Below are 20404 nucleotides of genomic sequence, written 5' to 3'. Positions count from 1 at the left end.
GTCAGGGATACAGTAGAGCGCTGGTTGTTGGCGTCAAAGCAAATGTGCCCAGCGGTCATATCTCAATGGGCACTAGAGCACGCGGTAGCGGATCGCGAAGGCGTCATGACTCTCCGGTGTCACCGTGTCGCCATTGGCGGGGACGATGCCGTCGGCCAGATGCCATGGCCCGAACTGCTCCGAATGCGAGGGGCTTGCCGGCAGCCGCAGGCGGAACGTGCTTTGGGCCCGGCCGGGGAGGTTCAGCACCATCATGCGCTCGGTGGTGCGATAATCGAGCGTCACGGTCCCGCGCAAGATGCTGCGGCCGTCGGGCGCGGAGGCCAGCGCCTCCTGGACCTTCGCCAGCCTCTGGTTCCGGTCAGTGAGCAGCTCGATCTGGATGTCTGCGGCGGTCGTCAACGTCGCCTTCGGCAGGCGGATTTCAAATTCCACCGCGGGCTTTGCCGGATTGAGGCCGAGATAGGCCTGCGCCGCGTGCCTGATGTCCGAGATCGCGAAAGCGAGCAGGACCAGCACCGCGGAAGCGGCAAGCCCGTGTTTGAGCAGATCGTGGCGGCTGCGGTGGCCACCGTGAAAATAGACGGAGAGCATGATCGCGACCGCCAGCGCCGCGGCGATGCCGGCCAAGGCCGACATGACGATGCCAAGGCCGCCGTCGGGGCCGTCGCTGAATCCGACGGCCCGGAGCAGGGAGGTCACGGAATCGCCGGGCAACTCGGCGGCGCGGCCGGCGCCGGTCAGGATCGGGGAGGTGATGTTCATCGCCTGCTCGCGGATTGCTTCAAGGCCGGTTCGAGACCAGAACCTTCGGAATTCTCGATAGTTGGTCGTCCGGGCTCTCCTTGTGGTTCAAGCGAGCCTGGTTAAGTGCATTTGTCAGGTGAGGGGCGTCTCGCTATTGCTGTAAGGCCTCACGCGGGCTTCGGGGGAGATTCTCATGTCGGTTCAAATGGTTTTGCTGCCGGTCTTCGTTCTGATCGGGCTCACTTTCTTCCTGATGTTCTGGATGGTGACGGCCCGCACCAAGGCGGTGAAGGCCCGCGAAACCAGCCTGAAGGACATCGCGCTGGGACAGCCGAAATATCCGCCCCGCGTCGCCCAGATCGGCAATTGCTTCTCAAATCAGTTCGAAGTGCCGCTGCTGTTCTACCTCCTGATCGCGCTGGCGCTGCCGCTGCGCCGGGCCGATCTCTTCATCGTGCTGATGTCCTGGGTGTTCGTGGTGACACGCTTCGCCCATGCCGGCATTTTCGTCACCTCGAACAACATCCAGCAGCGCAGCCTGGCGTGGTTTGCCGGCGCGCTGGTGCTGCTTGCGATGTGGATCTACTTCGCGCTGAAGCTTCTGCTTCTGATCTAGTCCGAACCCGTGCGGCCAGCCGTTGGCCTGTCGCGGCGTGGCCTCTTGCCTATGGGCGAGGTGTCTCCGGCACATAGATCAGCCGCCCGTCCGGCAGGCGGTAGGTGATACCGGCGCGCATTCCTCGCCCTTCGCCGATCTCGCCGCTCGTCTCATATTGCGTCATCGACTGTGCGTCCTTCACGACGATGCGCATGTCCGGCTTGCCCGGATTTTCGACGACGACAACGTCCTTGTTCGAGAATGGATTGAGCGGATTCTGCACGATGACGATCATCAACATCGCGATGACAACGAGAAATACGTCGATCAGATTGACCACCGAAAGAATTGGATCGTCTGCATCCGTCTCCGACAGGAATCTCATGACGCAGTCTCCTGGGCGCGTTCTACAGCGCGCAACTCCTGCAACAGCCAGCGGCGGCGTACCGTCAGGATCGCAAAGGTGATGCTTGCCGTTACCAGCGCCAGGATCACGGACGAGAAGGCGAGTGCCAGATTTTCCCCGACGGCTCTGGCGTTATTGTTGGACAGCGCGAGCAGTGCCGGTCCCATCGGAATCATCGTCGCGACAAGTCCAAGCATGGGCGCAGTGCGCGACACGATCCTCAGCCACTCAAGCCGCTGCATGATCCATAGTTCGAGATCGGCACTGCCGGCGCGTGTTGCCGCATGATAGGCGGAAAGGCGAGACCGGTGTTGGCCGCGTCCGCGTTGCAATGCCTCGGCGGCAAACGCTCCCAGCGCGACGAACGCGTAGATCAGGGAGGCCAGGATCAGCGCCAGGATCGGATACAGAAACACCGTCGTAAGAACATACAGAGTGGAATCGATAGTCTTCATGCGCCTCGCCCCAAAGTCGACATCTGCCGGTTGGTGCGCGTCTGAACGCCCGCGCCGGCAAGGAAACAAGCAAACAGGAATGCAGCGCCAAGCAGGGCGCGCCAGCCGACGTCGGCACCGGCCGGCGCAGGGGGCGTCGGCTGAAGGACGGGGCCACGAACCGGCTCGGATCCATCCGCCAGCTCTTCTGCCGATTTCGGTTGGTTCGAGGCGGCGCCGCCGGCCGCGGCGTTCAAGCCAAAGCCGGCTGCTGTTTTTGCAATGAAGGCGACGGTCTCCGGCTCGCCGAGATTGATGTCGTGACGGGCCGCGAGCTCCTGCCAGCGTTGGATCAACTCCTTGCGGGTCTGCTCGGCAGCGTCCCAGTAGCCTTTTCGGATCGCTTCGATCATCCGTTCGACGATCTGCGCCTGCGCAGTCGGGTTGTGCGTCTCGAACCAGGCAGCAAGGTCCAGATTGCGGACGTCGCGAACAAAAGTGTCATGCATCGCCTGCCATTGATCGGCGCGCACCGTGTTCGGATCAGTCACCTGCCATCCGAAGAAATTGTTGACGACATTCAGTATCTCCAGTGTTCCCGCATAACCCTCCTGCCGCATTCCCTCGATCCAGTGCGGGTTGAGGTAGCGCGAACGCATCTCGTCGGCGAGGAATCTGGCCGCTGAGGTGGTGCGGGAGTTCTGTTCGCGCAGGTTGGCGATATAGAGCGAGGGACTGCGGCCATCGAGATGTCGAACCGCAATTGACAAGCCGCCGAGATATTCGAACGGGTGGTCGGTGGAGAGGATGCCGTGCAGCTTCGAGGAGCGTGAAAGGACTGCAGCTTGCGTACCCTTCAATTGCTCGGCAAACAGGTTTCCGCCTTCGATCTGTGTTCCCCATTCCTTGTCGCCGTAGGCGTATTGCAGTCGCGACAGGAACGCTTCCGCGAGCGGCGCGTCCTGTTCCCAGGCCGTGGACTTTAGGATGGCGCCCGGCAGGCTTGTTCCGTAATCGCCGGGCGCATTGCTGAACATTCGCATGGACGCAAGGCGGCGCGCTTGCGCTGTCCCCAGTTGGGCGGTCAGCCTGCCGGCGATCGCTTCCGTGTTGTGGGCAATCGTGTTCCCGGCCTCGTCGAGAGTGCCGAGCCGCGCAATGGTGCCGGCAAGCAGCCGCATGAAGCCGTCAAACTGGTCGCGATAAACGCTCGTCACCTGCAGCACCGCGTCGATGCGGGCGCGGCCGAGTTCCGCACCGGGAATGATCTCCATCGCAACAACACGTCCACCCGGATCCCAGACCGGGCGAAGGCCCAGCGCATGCATCGCCTGCGCTTCCATCACCCCGAGGTGACGCATGGTCTCGCCCGACCACAGGCTGAAGGCCAGCTTTGTCGGGATCTCGCCGCCATGCTCTGCACGATATGCATCGAGAAGCTGCGTGAGCGCCACGCCGCCTGCCTCGTAGGCCTCTCTGGTCGGAATCTTGTCGGGCTCAAATCCAAACAGGTTGCGGCCGCTAGGCACATCGGGATTACGGATGGGGTCGCCGCCGGGGCCCGGACTGACGAAGCTGCCGGCAAGGCTCGCAAGCAGCGCCTCGATTTCGCCCGTCCCGACGAGATGGCGATCTAGAGCCATGGCGCGCTCAAGCATCGTCCGCAGTTCCGGATCCGCTACTTCGTCGAGCGAGACGCCTTGCCTCAGATGCCGTCGCAGCAGCCGGTAAGGCGGGCTGTCCTGCAGTTTGCTCGAATCGACTGCGAAAAACTCCTTCGGATCGGCGCCAAGCTTCCGATAGAACGGTGTGCCGAGCTGCTGCATGACGGTCGCGACGCGTTCCTCATCGCTGGCCGGCTCACCAAAAGTATGCAGGCCGTGCGGCATGGCATGGTCTGCGAGCGCGTGCACATGGTCATGCAGTTCTGCGAGGAAGGCGGCAAAGTCGTCCTGCATTCGTTGCTCACTCCATCCCATATCGCGGTGCATGTTGGCGGCCAGCACGGTCTTGCGAAGCTGGGCCGCGACCCGGTCGCGGACGGCGCCTTCGTCGAGCTGCGCATGTTCGTGGATCTTGGCATGCAGGTCGCGCAGCTCGTCGTAGAGACCGGCCGGCGAGAAGGGTGGCGTCTGATGGCTGACCGTCACGGCGCGGCCTCGGCGTTTGGCCTGGATCGCTTCCGCAACATTGTCCTGGATGTAGGGATAGAACACCGGCAGGGCGCCGATGGCGAGATAGGGATAATCGTCGACGGACAATCCGCGATCCTTGCCGGGTGTCCATTCCTGTGTGCCGTGGGTACCGAAATGGATGAGCGCATCGGCGCCGTGGGCTTCGCGCAGATAAAGATATGTAGCGAGATAGAGGTGCCCGGGCGGTTGCTTGGTGTCGTGATAGTCGGCGCCCGGCTGCCCGCTACGGGGCGGCTGCGGCATAATGACAAGATTGCCGAGCGCAAGGCGCGGAATGACGAAATGCTTTTCGCCTGCGATCTCGATGACGTCAGGTTGAGCGCCTGGATCGCCCCAGTGCGCCAGCAGTTCTTCGCGGCGCCTCTGCGGTAATTCGTCCAGCCATGTGCGATAGCGGGCGAGGGGCAGGGTGGCGGCGAGGCCTTCGTCGCGCAAGGCGGGCAGCCGTTCCGGATGATACAGGGCGCCCATCATCGCGTGGGCAGATTTGATAAGCCGTGCCTCGTCCGCGGCAGGTACGTTGTAGCCGGCCGAGGCAAGCGATGCGGTCAGGCGTTCGAGGCTGCGTGGAACGTTTAGATTGGAAGCCGAGACGTTTTTTTCTCCCGGCGGATAGTTCCAGAACATCAACGCCAGCCGCTTGTCCGCCGCTGGCTTGCGACGGAGAGCGGACAGTTGCGCCGCCTTGTGCAACAAGGCATCCACCTGCGGGGATATCGGCACCGGCTCGCCTCTGCGGACGGCCTCGATCACCATGGGGTCGCTGATACCCCAGCTTTCCGGCTGCGCGAGGAACGTCGCAACAAGCCTCGAGTTCATGCCCGTGTCGGCAACTGACCAGGCTTCCGGATCGCCCTCCCGGAAGCTTACCGTCTGGACCACGGGAATATTGAGGCTTGCAAACTCGGCGCGTCGGGCCCTGCCGTTCTGCATATGCGTGGCTACGATCAGCAGATCGGGTTTTGCTGAGCCGACGCTCTTTTGCAGCGCTTCCGGATCCGCGGCATCGAGCCAGAAGGGGATTGGCACCAGGCCGAGACTCTCACTGCGCGCGACCAATGCATCGAGCACCTGCGTCTCCATCCCGGATATCAAGCCTGGGTGGATATTGATGGCGATACGCGGTGCACCTTCCTTCCATCGATCGGCCCCCCATTGCAGGTAATCTTCGACGGACTTGAATAGCGCACCGGCTTGTGGGTGATAGAATCCCGTCTGCGGGATGGGTGTAGGCGCAGGGATGGAGGAACTGCCCTGTGCAACAAGGGATGCAAACATCGCGCGAAGGTTGGATTCTCCTCCGCCGGAATAATAACCGATCAGTCGCCGTGCTTCGGTCGGCAGAAGATTGCCGAATCCCGGCGGGCCGCCGCCGACGCGGATCCAGGGCGTCCGACTTTCCGTCAAGGCAGTGCGAATCCGCTCCTGAACCTTCGCGAGGTCCATCGGGCGAGGCGTATCGAGAATCACGAGGTCAACGCCCGCGATCCAGGCCTTGGGATCGCCAGCGTCGGCCTCGACATAGACGTGATCGAGTTTCAAGCCGGCATCCTTGGCGAGGCGCGCAAGCTTGTCGAGTCTTCCTGGCAGCACAAAATCGGTCGTGATGACACGAAGGTGCGAAACAGGACGTGAAGCAGGCGCATCTTGCGCTCTCGTCGCAGGCGATGGAAAGGCAACGAGGGCCACGATCGCTACAAGGCAGTTCAAAGCGAAGCCGATACGGTTCAACATCGCGCGCGATCCCGCTAGTTGAATCGCTTGGTGAAGCCAGCATAGAATGCCCGCCCCGTACCGGGATAAACTGACGGCGTTCCGGATGCCGCATCGCTGGATTTCAGCAGCGGCACGAAGTCACCCACATAGGCGACGTTCGTCAGGTTGCGTCCTTCGAACCACAGCGTCCAGGAATTATCGGGAGCTTTCCAGCCTGCCTTGATGCCATACAGCGCGTACGCCGGGACGACGAAGGCGTCGCCACCGGAGCCGTCGAAGGTCACCTGACGCTCGCCGACGTAGCGGATATTGCCGGAAGCATAGAAGCCCGAGGGATGCCGGTATCCCAATTCTCCGAACAGTTGATGTGTCGGCAGCACCGGCAACCGGTTGCTGCCGAATACCGGATCGTTGTCGAAGCGAAAGTCGGTATAGTTCCAGATGGCGTTCAGAAAGATATGATCGCGGTGCGTAAACACATCGACGAAAGGCCGCGTCTTGAAGCCGGTCTCGATTCCGCTGTGAATGGTCCGGTCGGCGTTGTAGGCGACAAGATTGCCCGACTGGCTGCAGGCGAACTGGCCATTCATCTGCGCCCGCTGTCCCGGCGTCAGGCGGTTCAGCGGAATCAGTCCCAGCGCGCATTGAGACAATATCTCGTCCCGCAGACGCATATGATAGAGCGTGATGTCGTAACCGAAGCGTTCCCAACCGCCGCGAATGCCCGTTTCGGCAGTCCAGGCGCGCTGCATGCGCAAGTCTTGCGTAAGGTTGAGCTGCACAGCCGGATTGTTCAATCCATTGACGGCTTGCTCTATGCCCAACAACGAGAAGATGTCGCCGCTGTTGGGGACCTCGGTGCTTCGCGAAATGTTGGCGAACCAGAAATGATCCCTGGTGTGCTCCCAGTTCACGCCGAGTTTGGGATTGAGCGCGCTGAACTCGCGATCGTAGTTGCGACGACCGTTTGAACTGGCGGGCCCGAGCAGGCCGCCCGAGGGGACCACGGGTCCGGAGTACTCGTCGCGGAAGATTCGGTTGGTCCAGAATACCTGTGCGCCGGCGAACAGGCGCACGCGCGGGACGATCTCGATTGCGGCTTCAGAGAATCCTTCCGTTAGCCATGAACGAAAGCTGTCATTATAGACGAGCTTGGATTTCTGATTGCCCGCCGACCCAGCAGCCCATTGCCAGTCGCGATACCTGGCGGTTTCGTAGGTCGGCCGGAAGCCCGCCACGAGCTCGGTCGGCAAGCCGGCAATCTCGGTCTTGCGTTCGGCGCGAAGCGAAATTCCGCTGTCCTGCCATTTGACATCGACGATTCCGGCACGCGGCGAGGGGAGATGGTCAAACTGGGATGCCATGAAATACGGCGCGATCTCATAGGCCGTATCGCCGGCGCGGATGACGGTCTTGTTCACGACGCGCTGATAGTCGTAGTCCGCACGCAGATTGAAGGGAAATGACGCGTTGGTCGGATCGTAACCGGATCGCCGGTAGGTATCGAGCTGCTTCAGCGGCACCGACGTCGGCAATTGCTGTTCGCTCTTGCTGAAAGACACAAAGGTCCGGTTCTCGACGTTCTCGCTCGGCCGCCAACCGAAGTTTCCGCTGGCCTTCGTCGATTCGCTGCGCGAGTGGAACTGGTATCCGTCGTTGCGATACTGGTTGACCTGACCGTAGTAGTCGAACTGTCCCTTCGCGCCGCCGACCTCGAACTGGCCGAACGCGTTGCCATAGCTCCCGCCGGAACCCGAGAGCGCCACTCCGGGTGCGGTCAATCCCGTCTTGGAAACGGCGTTGATCGCTCCGCCGGTCGCGAGCGCGCCATAGCGCAGACTGTTCGCGCCGCGATAGACTTCGATGTAGTCGATGGCCTTCGTATCGAAGAACGGTTGGGTGATGCCGCTCTCGATGCGACCGATCGGCACGCCATCCATGTAGCCGCGCACGCCGCGGCCGCTTCGCGGGCCGGTTTGCGAACTATCGCTGCCGCGCATCGATATCGTGCCGAGCGAGTTCTCGCCCCGATCGGTGATGTAAACACCCGGCGTTTGCTCGAGAACCTCCCTCAGGTTCGCCTGATTGCCCTTGTCTTGCTGTGTCACCGAGACGACGGTCTCGGCGCCGGGGCGTCGGATGAAGCGCTCCTGCTGCGCCTGAAAGGGCGGTGGATTCAGGCTTGCGTTGGCGGCCTGAGGCGACGTTTCGCTGGCCGGCGTCACCGAACTGGACGGCGCCGAAGCCGACGGGACCCGGGGGACAGCCATCCGGCGCCGCGGCGCAGTGACGGAGCGCGGTGGCGCGGCCACTGTGATGGCTTCGAGCAAGACAGAGGGTTTGTCGGGGCTAGTCGGTGTCTGGCCGTGAGCAAGCGTTGCGTAAACAGCCCCAACACTGGCGAGCAGCGTCAGCCTCGAGGCTCGCCACACCTGATGACTCAATCCGCCTGATCGATGCGTTGCGCAAGAAACTACCGAAATCGGCGCAGCCTCAGTCCCCCGCACCCACGCGTCCGCCACGCCAACCATTCCCGCCACGCCCATGCCATTCCCCAATCCCGCCATTCGGGTAACACCCTACCGAATGTAACGTTATAACGTAACGTGTACGGAGTGGAGGCATCCGTTGTCAACGGGATGTTGGGCCCAATCAAAAGCAGCGGCGCACGTTGAATGTCGTGAAGGTAGCGGTGAATGCACGACGCTATCGGCGATCGCTTCCATGGAGCGTGGTCGGTGGCGCCAGTCCTTGTTGTCAAACCGAGCGCGTTTGCTGGTTTTCCTTTTGGTGCAATGTGCTAGCCCGTTGTCTTGAATTGTTTTCGTTCGACAACGCTCTGACGCCGAAAGTTCTTGATGACCCCCGCTGCCCGCCTTTCCGCCGCCATCGAACTGATCGACACCATCGACGCGCAACGCGTTCCGGCGGCAAAGGAGCTGAAGGAGTGGGGCACCGCGCATCGTTATGCCGGCTCGGGCGACCGCGCGGCGATTTCGGGCCTGATCTGGGACGTGCTGCGGCGGCGGGCATCGAGCGCCTGGCTGATGGACGCCGATACGTCGCGGGCGCGTGTGCTCGGCATGATGAAGCTCGAGCGCAAGCTCGATGTGGAGGCGATATCGGCTCTTTGCGACGGCGGGCGTTTTGCGCCGGAACCGCTGACCGAGGCCGAACGATCGGCGCTCACCTCGCGGACCCTCGACGACGCGCCGCCGCACATCGCCGGCGACTATCCGGAATGGCTGGATCCGCATCTCGTCGCCGTGTTCGGTGATGATCGCGTAGCGGAGGCCACCGCGATGGCGAGCCGCGCGCCGCTCGATCTGCGCGTCAATACGCTGAAGGCCAAGCGCGAAAAAGTGCTGGCCTCGCTCATCCATCTCGGTGCGCAGCCGACGCCGTGGTCGCCGATCGGGCTGCGCATCGAACTCGGCGCCGACGCCCGCAATCCCGGCATTCATGCGGAAGAGGATTTCATCAAGGGCGCGATCGAAGTGCAGGACGAGGGCTCGCAGCTTGCGGCGATGTTCACCGCTGCAAAGCCCGGCGAGCAGGTGATCGATCTCTGCGCCGGCGCCGGCGGCAAGACGCTGGCGCTGGCGGCGATGATGCAAGGCAAGGGGCGATTGATCGCGACCGATCGCGACAAGCGCCAGCTCGCCCCGATCTACGAGCGGCTGTCGCGGGCCGGCGTCCACAACGCCGAGATTCGTGCGCCGAAGGGCGACACTGATCCATTGGCCGACATCAAGGCATCCGCCGATCTCGTGCTGATCGACGCGCCCTGCACCGGCACCGGCACCTGGCGCCGCAACCCCGACGCCAAATGGCGGATGCGCCCCGGCGCGCTGGAGGTTCGCTTGAAGGACCAGGCCGAAGTGCTTGATCGCGCAAGCCGCCTGGTCAAGCCCGGCGGCCGCATCGCCTATGTCACCTGTTCGGTGCTGCCGAGCGAAAACGGCGAACAAGTCCGCGCCTTCGTGGCACGTCATCCCGAGTTTTCGATTCAGCCACTGAACGAGACGGCGAGCGTGCTGTGGGACAGAGCGGAGGATTTTGCGAAGGCTGCGCTGGCCTCGCCAGAGGGTTGGCTGATGACGCCGCGAAGGACGGGCACGGACGGATTTTTCGTGTCGGTGCTGAAGAAGGGGTGACGCTCTTTCCGCGTCATTGCGAGCGAAAGCGAAGCAATCCATAGCGCGGCGTAAAGAAAGATGGATTGCTTCGTCGCTTCGCTCCTCGCAATGACGGGGAGAGATTCTCAATCCACGATGAACAACTTCGCTCCGGTCTTCGTCGACGAGCGATGCGAAGCATCGCCGAAATCCGACACCTGGTAGCTCATCCCCGCACGAAGCTTGAACGTCCGCCCGTCGCGCAGTTCGGTATCGAGCTCGCCTTCCAGCACATAGAGCACGTGACCGCGGTCGCACCAGTGATCGGCGAAATAGCCCGGCGAATACTCGACCATCCGCACGCGCAAGTCGCCGACGTTGAGCGTGCGCCACAGCGCTTCGCCTGAAACGCCCGGATGCGTGGTCGCGGCGACCTGGCTCCAGTCAGTGACGGTGAAGGGCAGGGTGGGAATTTTCATGCGGGAATGTCCTGCGATCGTTCATAAGAGGCCCCGTCATCGTCATTCCGGGGCGCGAAGCGAACCCGGAATCTCGAGGTTCCGGGTTCGCGCTTTTGCGCGCCCCGGAACGACAGCGCGCGGCTGGCCAAATTAGGTCAATAATACTTACCCAATCTCCATCTGTCCATGCCCGAGAAAGAATGTGGGTCAGCCCGTTGCCGCGGTTGCGAGGCCGCGCCCCGTCGCGTAATTCCTGTCCATGACAGCAGCACAGAAAGCCCGCGAGTCGACGCCCTCGGTGGCCTCGGCGCATGACAAGATTCTGATTGTCGACTTCGGCAGTCAGGTGACGCAACTGATCGCCCGCCGGGTGCGCGAGGAGGGCGTCTATTCTGAAATCGTGCCATTCCAGAAGGCCGAGGCCGCCTTCAAGGAGATGAAGCCGAAGGCGGTGATCCTCTCCGGCGGGCCGGAGTCGGTGCACGAAGAAGGCTCGCCGCGCGCGCCGCAACTGATCTTCGATTCCGGCGTCCCCGTGCTCGGCATCTGCTACGGCCAGATGACGCTCGCCGCCCAGCTCGGCGGCGAGGTCGAGGGCGGCCACCACCGCGAATTCGGCCGCGCCGATGTCGAGGTGAAGACGGCGAGCAAGCTGTTCGACGACACCTGGTCGATGGGCGAGCGCCATCCGGTGTGGATGAGCCATGGCGACCGCATCACCAAAATGCCGCCGGGTTTTACCGTCGCCGCCGTCTCGCCGAACGCGCCGTTCGCGGTGATCCAGGACGAGAAGCGCAAATATTACGGCCTGATGTTCCACCCCGAAGTGGTGCATACGCCTGATGGCGCCAAGCTGCTGCGCAATTTCGTCCGCAAGGTCGCTAGGCTGACCGGCGACTGGACCATGCGCGCCTTCCGCGAGGAAGCGATCGAAAAGATCCGCGCCCAGGTCGGCAAGGCAAAAGTGATCTGCGGCCTGTCCGGCGGCGTCGATTCCGCGGTCGCCGCGGTGCTGATCCACGAAGCGATCGGCGACCAGCTCACCTGCGTGTTCGTCGATCACGGCTTGCTGCGGCTGAAGGAAGCCGAGACGGTGGTCGACCTGTTCCGGCATCACTACAATATCCCGCTGGTGCATGTTGATGCGTCGAAGCTTTTCCTCGGCGAGCTCAAAGGCGTCAGTGATCCCGAGGCGAAGCGCAAGACCATCGGCCGTCTGTTCATCGACGTGTTCGAGCAGGAGGCGAAGAAGATCGGCGGCGCCGAATTTCTGGCGCAGGGCACGCTCTATCCCGACGTGATCGAGAGCGTCTCCTTCACCGGCGGCCCGTCGGTGACGATCAAGTCTCACCACAATGTCGGCGGCTTGCCTGATCGCATGAACATGAAGCTGGTCGAGCCCTTGCGCGAACTGTTCAAGGACGAGGTCCGCGTCTTGGGCCGCGAACTCGGCCTGCCCGAAATCTTCGTCGGCCGCCACCCGTTCCCCGGTCCCGGCCTCGCGATCCGCTGCCCCGGCGACATCACCAAGGAAAAGCTCGACATCCTCCGCAACGCGGACGCCGTCTACATCGACCAGATCCGCAAAGCCGGCCTCTACGACAAGATCTGGCAGGCCTTCGCCGTGTTGCTACCGGTGAAGACCGTCGGCGTGATGGGCGATGGCCGCACCTACGAATACGTCGTGGGCTTACGCGCCGTGACCTCCACCGACGGCATGACCGCCGACTTCTATCCCTTCGACATGAGCTTCCTCGGCGCGACGGCTACGCGGATCATCAACGAGGTGAAGGGGGTGAATCGGGTGGTGTACGACGTGACGAGCAAGCCGCCAGGGACGATTGAGTGGGAGTGAGGGGACTTAGCGTGGGTATCGGCGGTCTCTAACTGAAATCTTGGCCGAAGCATCAGATGGCTAAGTTTTCGGGCGTGGGCGGGGCGATGACACGTAGCCTTTCAGTGCCCCAACCTTGATTGCGCTCATTTGGGTCAGGGTGCCTATTCGTGCCGGCTCCCCTTGTCAGAATCGATCAGGTAGAACACAAACAGAACAGTCTGCATGGGTAATTCGAGGCTGAGAAGGGAGATGCCCGTTGCGCAGCTCCAAGAGTGGGTGGGCAATGGTAACAATGGCTTCAAATCAACTCATTGGAGTTACAGTCAGGGTTCCCAAGACCTTGTCAATGTTCGAAAGCTTAGCTTCCCTCAAACCGCAATGTTTGAGCAGTCGAGCTTGCACGGATATTAAGATCGTAAGCTCAGTTAAATGATGGCGCTTGCAGACACACTTCGTGACTTCGGTGCCGAGGTGGAGGCGCTATGCGCCTTTGACCAGGACAGCCCTAGGCTGTTGCCATATGCGTCGATGCTCGCAGCCAGGGGACGTGGCAACTCGGACCTTTCCCTAATAGAGGGCGTGTACGAGTGGCAGAACGAGCCGCTTGCTTTTTTGGTGGATGGTACTCGTCTAAAAAACGATGAATTGCGCTTAGATCGTCTCCGGCGCCTAGTCGCTATGCGCGGTGATGCTCCGTACCTTGCTGTATTCGTGCCAGGTTCAATCGACGTCTATCGCGTCACCCTCGACGCGGCTGCATCTAGTCAGGCCCGCGTAGATCTCAATCTGCCACCAAATGAGAAGGTGTCGACCTTTGCGTATCTCGGCAACAAGAGACCAGGTATCGTGCCGGGCCAGCAGCAATGGATATCCCAAGTCATCCTAAATTTGTTGAGTTCGTCGATCGATCGCCTCAAGAAGACGGGCGTTGATGATGAGGATGCTATATCTTTGGTCGGCCGCGCCCTGTTTACACGGTTTCTAGCGGATCGTTATTTGATTCCAAAGAGCGTCGCGGCAACAGACTTGGAGGCAGCACGCCTATTTGACACTGCTGCAAAGGCCCAAACTACGTCAGCTTGGCTCGACCGTACGTTCAATGGCGACTTCTTGCCGTTGGCAAGGCGCGTATTCAGGAGCTTACCAACGTCGGGTTACCATGTGCTCGGCGACATGCTGCGTAAAGCACATGAGGGGCAACTGCTCCTTGGGTGGGAGCAGCGGTGGGACAACCTCGATTTTGCGCATATACCGGTTGGAGTGTTGAGCCAGGCATACGAGCATTATCTTCGCCAGCATGCGCCTCGCCAGCAGCGTAAAGAAGGTGGATACTACACCCCGCGCGCTATTGCTGATCTCATGGTTCGTGGTGCTTTTGCCGCGGCAGGCGTTGATGATGCAGTTCACGACACAAGAGTATTGGATCCTGCCGCGGGAGCGGGCGTATTCCTTTTGACGGTGTTTCGAGAGCTTGTTGCCGCGAGGTGGCGTCACGACGGTAAGCGGCCGGAGACGAAAGCGCTCCGTGAGATTCTCTATCGTCAAATCGTGGGTTTCGACATCAACGAGGCAGCGCTGCGGTTTGCGGCTCTTGGCTTATACCTTATGTCGATTGAATTGGATCCGCATCCCGAGCCGATTCGAAAATTGCGGTTCAAGAATTTGCGCGGAACAGTTCTATTCAAGGTATCGAGAAGCCGCACAGACAAACTAGGTAGCTTAGGCCCCGCCGTTGGACCCGAACACAACGGGAAGTATGATCTAGTGGTGGGAAATCCGCCATGGTCCAGCGGTACGGGCCTTCCTAGTTGGTCGTTTGTCGAGAACACAGTCAAGTCTATTGCAGCGAAGCGACTTCCAGCGGACTGGGGCGCGCCACCTTTGCCCAATGAAGGCTTGGATCTACCGTTCGTTTGGCGTGCGATGGAGTGGGCTAAGCAAGGCGGACAGATCGCTTTCGCACTACACGGGCGACTGTTGGTTCAACAGGGCGATGGAATGCGCGAGGCACGGCGCGCGCTGTTTGCCGCGCTGGATGTTAGTGCTGTTCTGAACGGTTCAGAGTTGAGGCAAACGAAGGTTTGGCCAGAAGTTTCGGCTCCATTCTGCTTACTTTATGGCTGTAACAGGATGCCTCCGCCGGGGAGCGCATTCCGCTTTGTAACCCCGCGCGTCGAAACTGCACTAAACGATTCTGGGACAATGCGTGTAGACGCGCAAAGCGCGGGCTTCGTCACTTCAACTGAAGTTATTGAGCAGCCTCAAATCCTTAAGATACTAGCGCGTGGCGGTGATGCAGATCTGGAAGTATTTCGCGCCATCCGTGGCGCTGGTCTGCTCTCGTTGCGCGAATGCTGGATCAAGGAGTTTGGTAAGGCACGTGGGCGTCCACGCTTTAGTGGGAACGGCTATCAGCGACTGCGGCCGAGCAGTCGCACTAGGAAGGACGGAGATGGGTTGCCGGGAGTAGATGCCAGTTATCTGCGCGGAATGCCTGAAGTCACTGGTGACTCTGTAAAGGATCTGTTGATAGATGAATCGACATTGCGGGAGTTTGATGAAGCGCGAATCCACGATCCTCGGCAAGTCGAGTTGTTTCGCGGGCCGCTTCTGATCCTCCATAAGTCGCCGCCTGCAGGTAATAGTCGTATTCAGATGACTGTTTCCGATCACGACGTCGTATTCAATGAAACCTACTACGGTTATAGCGCCAGCACTCACCCGGATGGCGCGTCGCTTGTGAGATATCTTGCACTGATTTTATCGAGCCAAGTTGTTATGTGGCTCTCACTAATTTTGAGTGGAGAGTTCGGCTTTGAACGAGAGGTCATTGAAAAAGCTACAATCGATGAATTTCTTATTCCCTCATTTGCACTGCTAGCGCCAGAAGATCGTGAACGGTCAAGAATACTGTTTTCTCAGGTGGCGACAGGGGGCTCCGTCGAAGCGTGGCGCGAGGTAAACGAATGGGTGGCGAAACTGTATGGTCTAAGTAAACGGGATTTGCAGGTAATCGCCGACACTCTGGAATACAGTCTCCCCTTTGCTGAAAACCGGCGTAAAGCGCAAACTCGGGTCTCAAACGCAGAAATTGAACGTTTTCGGGAGAGCTTGGTCGCCGAACTTTCGCCTTGGGCGAACCGATTTGGACGAGAAATAACTATTGTCAATGAGCAAGAGCCTTCGCTGTCTCCGTGGCAATTTCTCCGGCTGACCACACACGAAAGTCGTTCGGTAACCACCAGCGGGAAAGGAGATTGGACGAAGTTTATTGGGTTGGCCGACGAACTTGCTGCAACGGAACTCATTGTTGAGGATGGTAGCCTAGATAGCCTTTGGATCGCGCGACTCGCTCAAGCCCGATATTGGAGCGTGACGGCAGCGCGACGCGTAGCGCAACGAGTGATTTGGGAGCACGTTCGATGGCTCAGCGGTCGGTCGGCCGCATGACGTCAATCATACCTCGTCAAAACCAGATTAAGGAACTCGTTGGGCGGCTTGAACTGCCGCTGGCTGCGCTCGATGTCGAGCACCTACGGGTCATCGCGGAGGTCATTGAACGCGCATGGCTAGAACTTTGTACGGCGCAGGCCGTTACAATCGCTACTGGCACGGAAGCGGAGATTAATGCGCTGCTGGCCACGAAGTTGAATGCACTGTTGGACATTGATCCGCTTTGGTCCCAACTTGTACGAAGTGTAACGCGAGGCTCTGAAAGCATAAGCTTCGACGGAAGTCATTTGGAAAAAAGGCCAGACCTGTCCATTCATCTCACAGGCAGAAATCCTTCGTTCCCCCTAACTATTGAGTGCAAGATCGTAGATGCGGCAGGACAGAAGAGTGTCGGCGTATATTGCAATACTGGGCTAAAGCGTTTCTTGAATGGTGAGTATGCGTGGGCTGCGCGTGAGGCATTTATGCTCGGTTACGTCCGGGATGGCTCTTCGATTGCCATCTCGCTAGCTCCTCTACTGACTAAGAGTAAGCGTGGGAAACCAAATCCATTTGGTATCGGGAGTGTCCTAGCGCCATTGACGCTCGACGATCTTGATGGCGCCCATTCTCATCATTCGCGTTCATTCAAGTATCTGATTCCGGCAAATAAGAATCCGGGACCAATAGGAATTTGGCATCTTTGGATGACGGGTAATCCGGTTTAAGGTGCTGGCTTTGGAATTATGGTAACAGTGCACCAAATTGCACGGTGACTTAAGGCCGCGTTTCACTCGCTGCTTGGTCCGGTTGATGCATACGGAATCCGGCGGCGCTATGGACTGCGTCGCTTCGCTCGCGATGACGAAGTTGACTCATCGAGTGCGACAAATTGGGATGACGGGCAAATCACTTCTGATTTTCCGAAATCGTGTCAAGCCTGAGAATCAAAAATATTCCGCTTTCGTTCTCACCCAAATCAGTCGCATAACTCCGCCCGTCTCACGGCGGATGAGGGGCGCTCGCGATCGTCACGAACGTGCGGTGAGATGCGGTGGACGCTGATGGCGCGCGAGACGTACGCGCCGGAAGCGTACGGCGAAGTCGTGTGGTTCGGGCGTCGCGGTGCTGGCGCTAAGTCCCAGGAGAAGCGAAGCTTCTCGGGGGCGACGGAGGCAAGAAAGCCGTTCTCCGGGAAGAGCATGAAGTAAGCCGTAAAGCCATTGCGCAGGGAAGGCCGGAATGCTCCCGCTGCCCTGTATGCTCGTGTGCAGTTTTGTTTGCGCAAATCGCACGCGAGACCGCGGGTGCAGCAAGCACCCGGTCTTCCCTGCGCCCTCTCAACAAGAGGAGGGCAAAAGAAAATGCAAAGCTCGGGCGCAACGCGCCGCGAGAATGCGGACCCATACTATCCCGCTGTTTGAATCTTGAATCAGAGAGATGCTTCCAGCTGCGCGCGCTTTCGGACTGCGTGCTGTTCCTTCAGGCGCAGAAACTCGCCTAGTATATTGACCGCGAATGTCGGCGGCTACGATATCCTGCTCCAACTCATCCCGACGGGGCGGGCGCTGTTTTACCGCCAGAAACGAGGCCACGGCCGAACTCAGACTGCCCGGAGGTGTAAGCGCAAAGATCGTCGCCACGCCGGCTGCTGTGGCATCCTGCTGATCATGGCACGAACTGCGATGGGTCAGGTTGCATGTCGCAACGCCTTGTGAATGGACGTGAGCTATTGTCATTTGATCCGATCGAAGGTGCTGACTAGTGACTGGTCTTCTGGGGGCCCCACAGTCAAGGGGAGGCGTCCATGACTGATCTCAGGGTCACAATCAAAAATACCTCCGAGAGCGGCGGCACATTTTTGACGCCGGCTTGGCTCGGTTTCCACGATGGAAGCTTCGATCTGTTCAACGTCGGCGAAGCGGCTTCGCCGGGGCTCGAGCAATTGGCCGAGGACGGCGCCGCCACGATACTTGGCACCGAGCTCGTCGCAGCCGATGCCGACGGACAGGGTTTGGTTGTCCCCGGCGCCGCCGGCCCCATCGCGACGCAGGAGACCACCTCGGCCATCCTCGACGTCGACGGTGTCTCCAACCCCTTCGCCAGTTTCGGATCGATGATTATCCCGTCGAACGATGCATTCATCGGCACGGATGAGGCGTTGCGGCTGTTCGACGCCCAGGGTCGCTTCCTCGGCGAGACGACAATCACATTCGCGGGCACAGATGCTTACGACGCCGGCACCGAAGTAAACACCGAACTTGACGCGGCCTTCATCAACCAGACCGCGCCCAACACTGGCTTGGATGAGTCCGGTGTCGTTCACCTGCATCCCGGATTCAACGGCTCTCTGGGCAACCCGGTCGGCGAAGGCGACCAGATGATCCTCGGCGGCGTCAATGAGGCCGGCGAGTTCATTGATCCGGTCGCGGCCGACTTCACCCGTCCGGGCGCCCAGCTCGCTGAAGTCCACATCAACACGGTTCGCGTTCGGGAAGGAACGGACGGCCGCGATCTGATCATCGGCCGCGGAGACGATGACCTTGTCACGGCGGGCGGGGGTGACGACACGGTGTTTGGCGGCGCCGGCTGGGATGTTGTCGATGGCGGCACCGGCGATGACAAGATTTTTGGTGGCCGAGGCGACGACCTGATCGCCGGCGGGGAGGGCGACGACTGGATAGTGGGCGGTGCGGGCGCCGACACGTCATGTTCCAAGGCGGCGACGGCAACGACGCGATCGTGGGATTCGGCAAGGACGACCAGATCGCACTCAATGTCGAGGGCGTCGACAGCTTCGAGGACGTGCTTACTCACGCGACACAACGCAATTCCGGCGTCGTCATCGACTTCGGCGACGACGGCAGCATTTTCCTGCCAGGAGAGTCGCTCCGTGGTCTTTCGGCCGACAACTTGCTGTTCGCCTAGGATAGACGCGGTTGATCGAGTTCGGACGTCATGCGGCGCAAAACCGTAAGCCGTACGGGCTCGGCAAGCGTAGCCCGGTGAGCGCAACGATAACCGGGGCCACTCTCCCCGCATATCGCTGCGCTCATGCGGGCTACAAATCTGCTCGCCGCGCCGATCACCCCCGCTAAAACGCTGGCTGCGCATTACGCATAGCCATGTTACGAGTTCGCATCGTCCCCCGGGAGCCAGCCTTCATGTCCGTCGCGACCGCCCCCAGTCAGACCGCCGCCCCCACTGCCGCCGAGACCGATCCGCAAACGCTGGGCTGGATGCAAGGCTTTCCCCCACCGCCGGACAAGACCATCACCTTCCAGAACGGCTCGTTCCGCAGTTTCCCCGAATTGCGCTGGGCATGGAGCAATATTCGCCAACTGGTGCCGACCGTAAACGTCTGGCGCGGGGCAGGGCCCGCGTCCGTGTTGCCGCGCGAGGAGCACGATATCGGCGCGTCCGCTTCGGTCACGATGGACGGACGTCCCATGACCTTCGCGCGCATGCTTGAGGAAACCTATGCCGACGGCATCGCCGTGCTGCACCGGGGCAAGCTGATCTACGAGCGCTATTTCGGTGCGCTGAAGCCGCACAAGCCGCACATCGCGATGTCGGTGACCAAATCGTTCACCGGCACGCTCGCCGGCATTCTGGTTGCGGAAGGCAAGATCGATCCGCAGGCGCCGATCACGGACTATGTCCCCGAGCTGAAGGCCAGCGCGTTCGGCGATGCGCGCGTGCACGAGGCGATGGATATGACCACGGGCCTCGAATACACCGAGGTCTATACCGACAAGAATTCCGGCGTGTTCGGGCTGCGGCGCGCGAACGGCATGGCGCCGATCGAGGCGAGCTACGAGGGCGCGACCAATATTTTCGATTTCCTGTGTGCGCAGCGCAAGCAGGGCGAGCACGGCAAGGCCTTCGCCTACAAGACCGTCAATTCCGACGTGCTGGCCTGGATCTGCCGGCGGGCGAGCGGAATGACCCTGTCCGATCTGCTGTCGGAGCGGATCTGGATTCCGATGGGTGCGGAAGAGGACGCGCATTATCACGTCGACCGCATCGGCACCGAAAGCGGCGGCGGCGGGCTTTCGACCACGCTGCGCGATCTCGCCCGCTTCGGCGAGACGATCCGCAATCACGGTCGCTTCAACGGCCGCCAGATCGTGCCGTCTCAAGTGGTCGAGGAGATCGCACGCGGCGGCGATCCCGAAAAATTCAAGCCGGCCGGCTACACCACATTGCCCGGCGCCTCGTACCGGAACCAGTGGTGGGTAACACATAACGCGCACGGTGCCTTCATGGCGCGCGGCGTTCACGGGCAGGGCATCTATATCGATCCGAAAGCCGAGATGGTGATCGCCCGCTATGCCTCACACCCGGCCGCCGGCAACGCCGCCAACGACCCGGTGACGCTGCCGGCTTACATGGCGCTGGCGAAGGATCTGATGGCGGGAGGCTGACGCCGTTGGCGCTCACGCCGATCCGCAGGGGGC

At 60.8% G+C, this 20404-nt stretch carries 13 protein-coding genes; 7 read left to right on the top strand and 6 right to left on the bottom strand.

Features of this window, described 5'->3' with window-relative positions; genetic code table 11:
• Positions 1-72 precede the first annotated feature (72 nt).
• Positions 73-765, bottom strand: coding sequence for an acriflavin resistance protein (locus tag V1277_RS00065; protein WP_334414518.1), 693 nt, complete (start codon positions 763-765; stop codon positions 73-75).
• 175 nt (positions 766-940) lie between these two features.
• On the opposite strand from V1277_RS00065, the gene V1277_RS00060 reads away from it, so the two are divergent.
• Positions 941-1363, top strand: a complete 423-nt coding sequence (locus V1277_RS00060; protein WP_334414517.1) for an MAPEG family protein — start codon at positions 941-943, stop codon at positions 1361-1363.
• Between the two features lie 49 nt (positions 1364-1412).
• On the opposite strand, the gene V1277_RS00055 is transcribed toward V1277_RS00060, so the two are convergent.
• Genes V1277_RS00055 through V1277_RS00040 form a run of 4 tightly spaced genes read right to left on the bottom strand, consistent with a single transcriptional unit; the run spans position 1413 to position 8366 of the window.
• Positions 1413-1730, bottom strand: a complete 318-nt coding sequence (locus V1277_RS00055; RefSeq protein WP_334375931.1) for a DUF2149 domain-containing protein — start codon at positions 1728-1730, stop codon at positions 1413-1415.
• A complete protein-coding gene (locus V1277_RS00050) occupies positions 1727-2206 on the bottom strand; it encodes a MotA/TolQ/ExbB proton channel family protein (protein ID WP_334375930.1) in 480 nt (159 codons plus the stop codon). Before V1277_RS00050 ends, V1277_RS00055 begins: the two co-directional genes overlap by 4 nt.
• Entirely contained in the window at positions 2203-6114 is a 3912-nt protein-coding gene (cobN, locus tag V1277_RS00045; RefSeq protein ID WP_334414516.1) for a cobaltochelatase subunit CobN, read from the bottom strand. Before cobN ends, V1277_RS00050 begins: the two co-directional genes overlap by 4 nt.
• 14 nt (positions 6115-6128) lie before the next feature.
• On the bottom strand, positions 6129-8366 hold the full coding sequence (locus V1277_RS00040) for a TonB-dependent receptor family protein (protein WP_334414515.1): 2238 nt from the start codon (positions 8364-8366) through the stop codon (positions 6129-6131).
• 588 nt (positions 8367-8954) lie between these two features.
• Between V1277_RS00040 and V1277_RS00035 the strand changes: the two genes are divergently transcribed.
• On the top strand, positions 8955-10253 hold the full coding sequence (locus V1277_RS00035; RefSeq protein WP_334414514.1) for an RsmB/NOP family class I SAM-dependent RNA methyltransferase: 1299 nt from the start codon (positions 8955-8957) through the stop codon (positions 10251-10253).
• 107 nt (positions 10254-10360) lie between these two features.
• On the opposite strand, the gene V1277_RS00030 is transcribed toward V1277_RS00035, so the two are convergent.
• On the bottom strand, positions 10361-10693 hold the full coding sequence (locus V1277_RS00030) for a DHCW motif cupin fold protein (protein WP_334414513.1): 333 nt from the start codon (positions 10691-10693) through the stop codon (positions 10361-10363).
• Between the two features lie 241 nt (positions 10694-10934).
• On the opposite strand from V1277_RS00030, the gene guaA reads away from it, so the two are divergent.
• The 5 genes from guaA (at position 10935) to V1277_RS00005 (ending at position 20371) form a co-directional block, all read left to right on the top strand.
• Positions 10935-12530 carry a glutamine-hydrolyzing GMP synthase gene (gene guaA / locus V1277_RS00025; protein WP_334414512.1) on the top strand — a complete coding sequence of 532 codons (1596 nt, stop codon included), beginning with the start codon at positions 10935-10937 and terminating at the stop codon, positions 12528-12530.
• A gap of 411 nt (positions 12531-12941) precedes the next feature.
• Positions 12942-15962 carry an HsdM family class I SAM-dependent methyltransferase gene (locus V1277_RS00020; protein WP_334414511.1) on the top strand — a complete coding sequence of 1007 codons (3021 nt, stop codon included), beginning with the start codon at positions 12942-12944 and terminating at the stop codon, positions 15960-15962.
• On the top strand, positions 15935-16672 hold the full coding sequence (locus V1277_RS00015; protein WP_334414510.1) for a hypothetical protein: 738 nt from the start codon (positions 15935-15937) through the stop codon (positions 16670-16672). The genes V1277_RS00020 and V1277_RS00015 overlap by 28 nt, the downstream gene beginning before the upstream one ends.
• 1079 nt (positions 16673-17751) lie before the next feature.
• On the top strand, positions 17752-18921 hold the full coding sequence (locus tag V1277_RS00010; RefSeq protein WP_334414509.1) for a spondin domain-containing protein: 1170 nt from the start codon (positions 17752-17754) through the stop codon (positions 18919-18921).
• 187 nt (positions 18922-19108) lie between these two features.
• A complete protein-coding gene (locus V1277_RS00005; protein WP_334414508.1) occupies positions 19109-20371 on the top strand; it encodes a serine hydrolase domain-containing protein in 1263 nt (420 codons plus the stop codon).
• The last annotated feature ends 33 nt before the right edge of the window (positions 20372-20404 follow it).

The organism is Bradyrhizobium sp. AZCC 1588 (assembly GCF_036924735.1).
Classification (GTDB): Bacteria; Pseudomonadota; Alphaproteobacteria; order Rhizobiales; family Xanthobacteraceae; genus Bradyrhizobium.
The sequence above is the reverse complement of the archived record's forward strand: the minus strand, read 5'-3'. Positions and strand labels throughout refer to the sequence as shown.

Excerpts from the sequence above, each read along its gene's own strand:
- V1277_RS00065 (WP_334414518.1), bottom strand. The coding sequence starts at position 765 with ATGAACATCACCTCCCCGATCCTGACCGGCGCCGGCCGCGCCGCCGAG.
- V1277_RS00060 (WP_334414517.1), top strand. The coding sequence starts at position 941 with ATGTCGGTTCAAATGGTTTTGCTGCCGGTCTTCGTTCTGATCGGGCTC.
- V1277_RS00055 (WP_334375931.1), bottom strand. The coding sequence starts at position 1,730 with ATGAGATTCCTGTCGGAGACGGATGCAGACGATCCAATTCTTTCGGTG.
- V1277_RS00050 (WP_334375930.1), bottom strand. The coding sequence starts at position 2,206 with ATGAAGACTATCGATTCCACTCTGTATGTTCTTACGACGGTGTTTCTG.
- cobN (WP_334414516.1), bottom strand. The coding sequence starts at position 6,114 with ATGTTGAACCGTATCGGCTTCGCTTTGAACTGCCTTGTAGCGATCGTG.
- V1277_RS00040 (WP_334414515.1), bottom strand. The coding sequence starts at position 8,366 with ATGGCTGTCCCCCGGGTCCCGTCGGCTTCGGCGCCGTCCAGTTCGGTG.
- V1277_RS00035 (WP_334414514.1), top strand. The coding sequence starts at position 8,955 with ATGACCCCCGCTGCCCGCCTTTCCGCCGCCATCGAACTGATCGACACC.
- V1277_RS00030 (WP_334414513.1), bottom strand. The coding sequence starts at position 10,693 with ATGAAAATTCCCACCCTGCCCTTCACCGTCACTGACTGGAGCCAGGTC.
- guaA (WP_334414512.1), top strand. The coding sequence starts at position 10,935 with ATGACAGCAGCACAGAAAGCCCGCGAGTCGACGCCCTCGGTGGCCTCG.
- V1277_RS00020 (WP_334414511.1), top strand. The coding sequence starts at position 12,942 with ATGATGGCGCTTGCAGACACACTTCGTGACTTCGGTGCCGAGGTGGAG.
- V1277_RS00015 (WP_334414510.1), top strand. The coding sequence starts at position 15,935 with ATGGCTCAGCGGTCGGTCGGCCGCATGACGTCAATCATACCTCGTCAA.
- V1277_RS00010 (WP_334414509.1), top strand. The coding sequence starts at position 17,752 with ATGACTGATCTCAGGGTCACAATCAAAAATACCTCCGAGAGCGGCGGC.
- V1277_RS00005 (WP_334414508.1), top strand. The coding sequence starts at position 19,109 with ATGTCCGTCGCGACCGCCCCCAGTCAGACCGCCGCCCCCACTGCCGCC.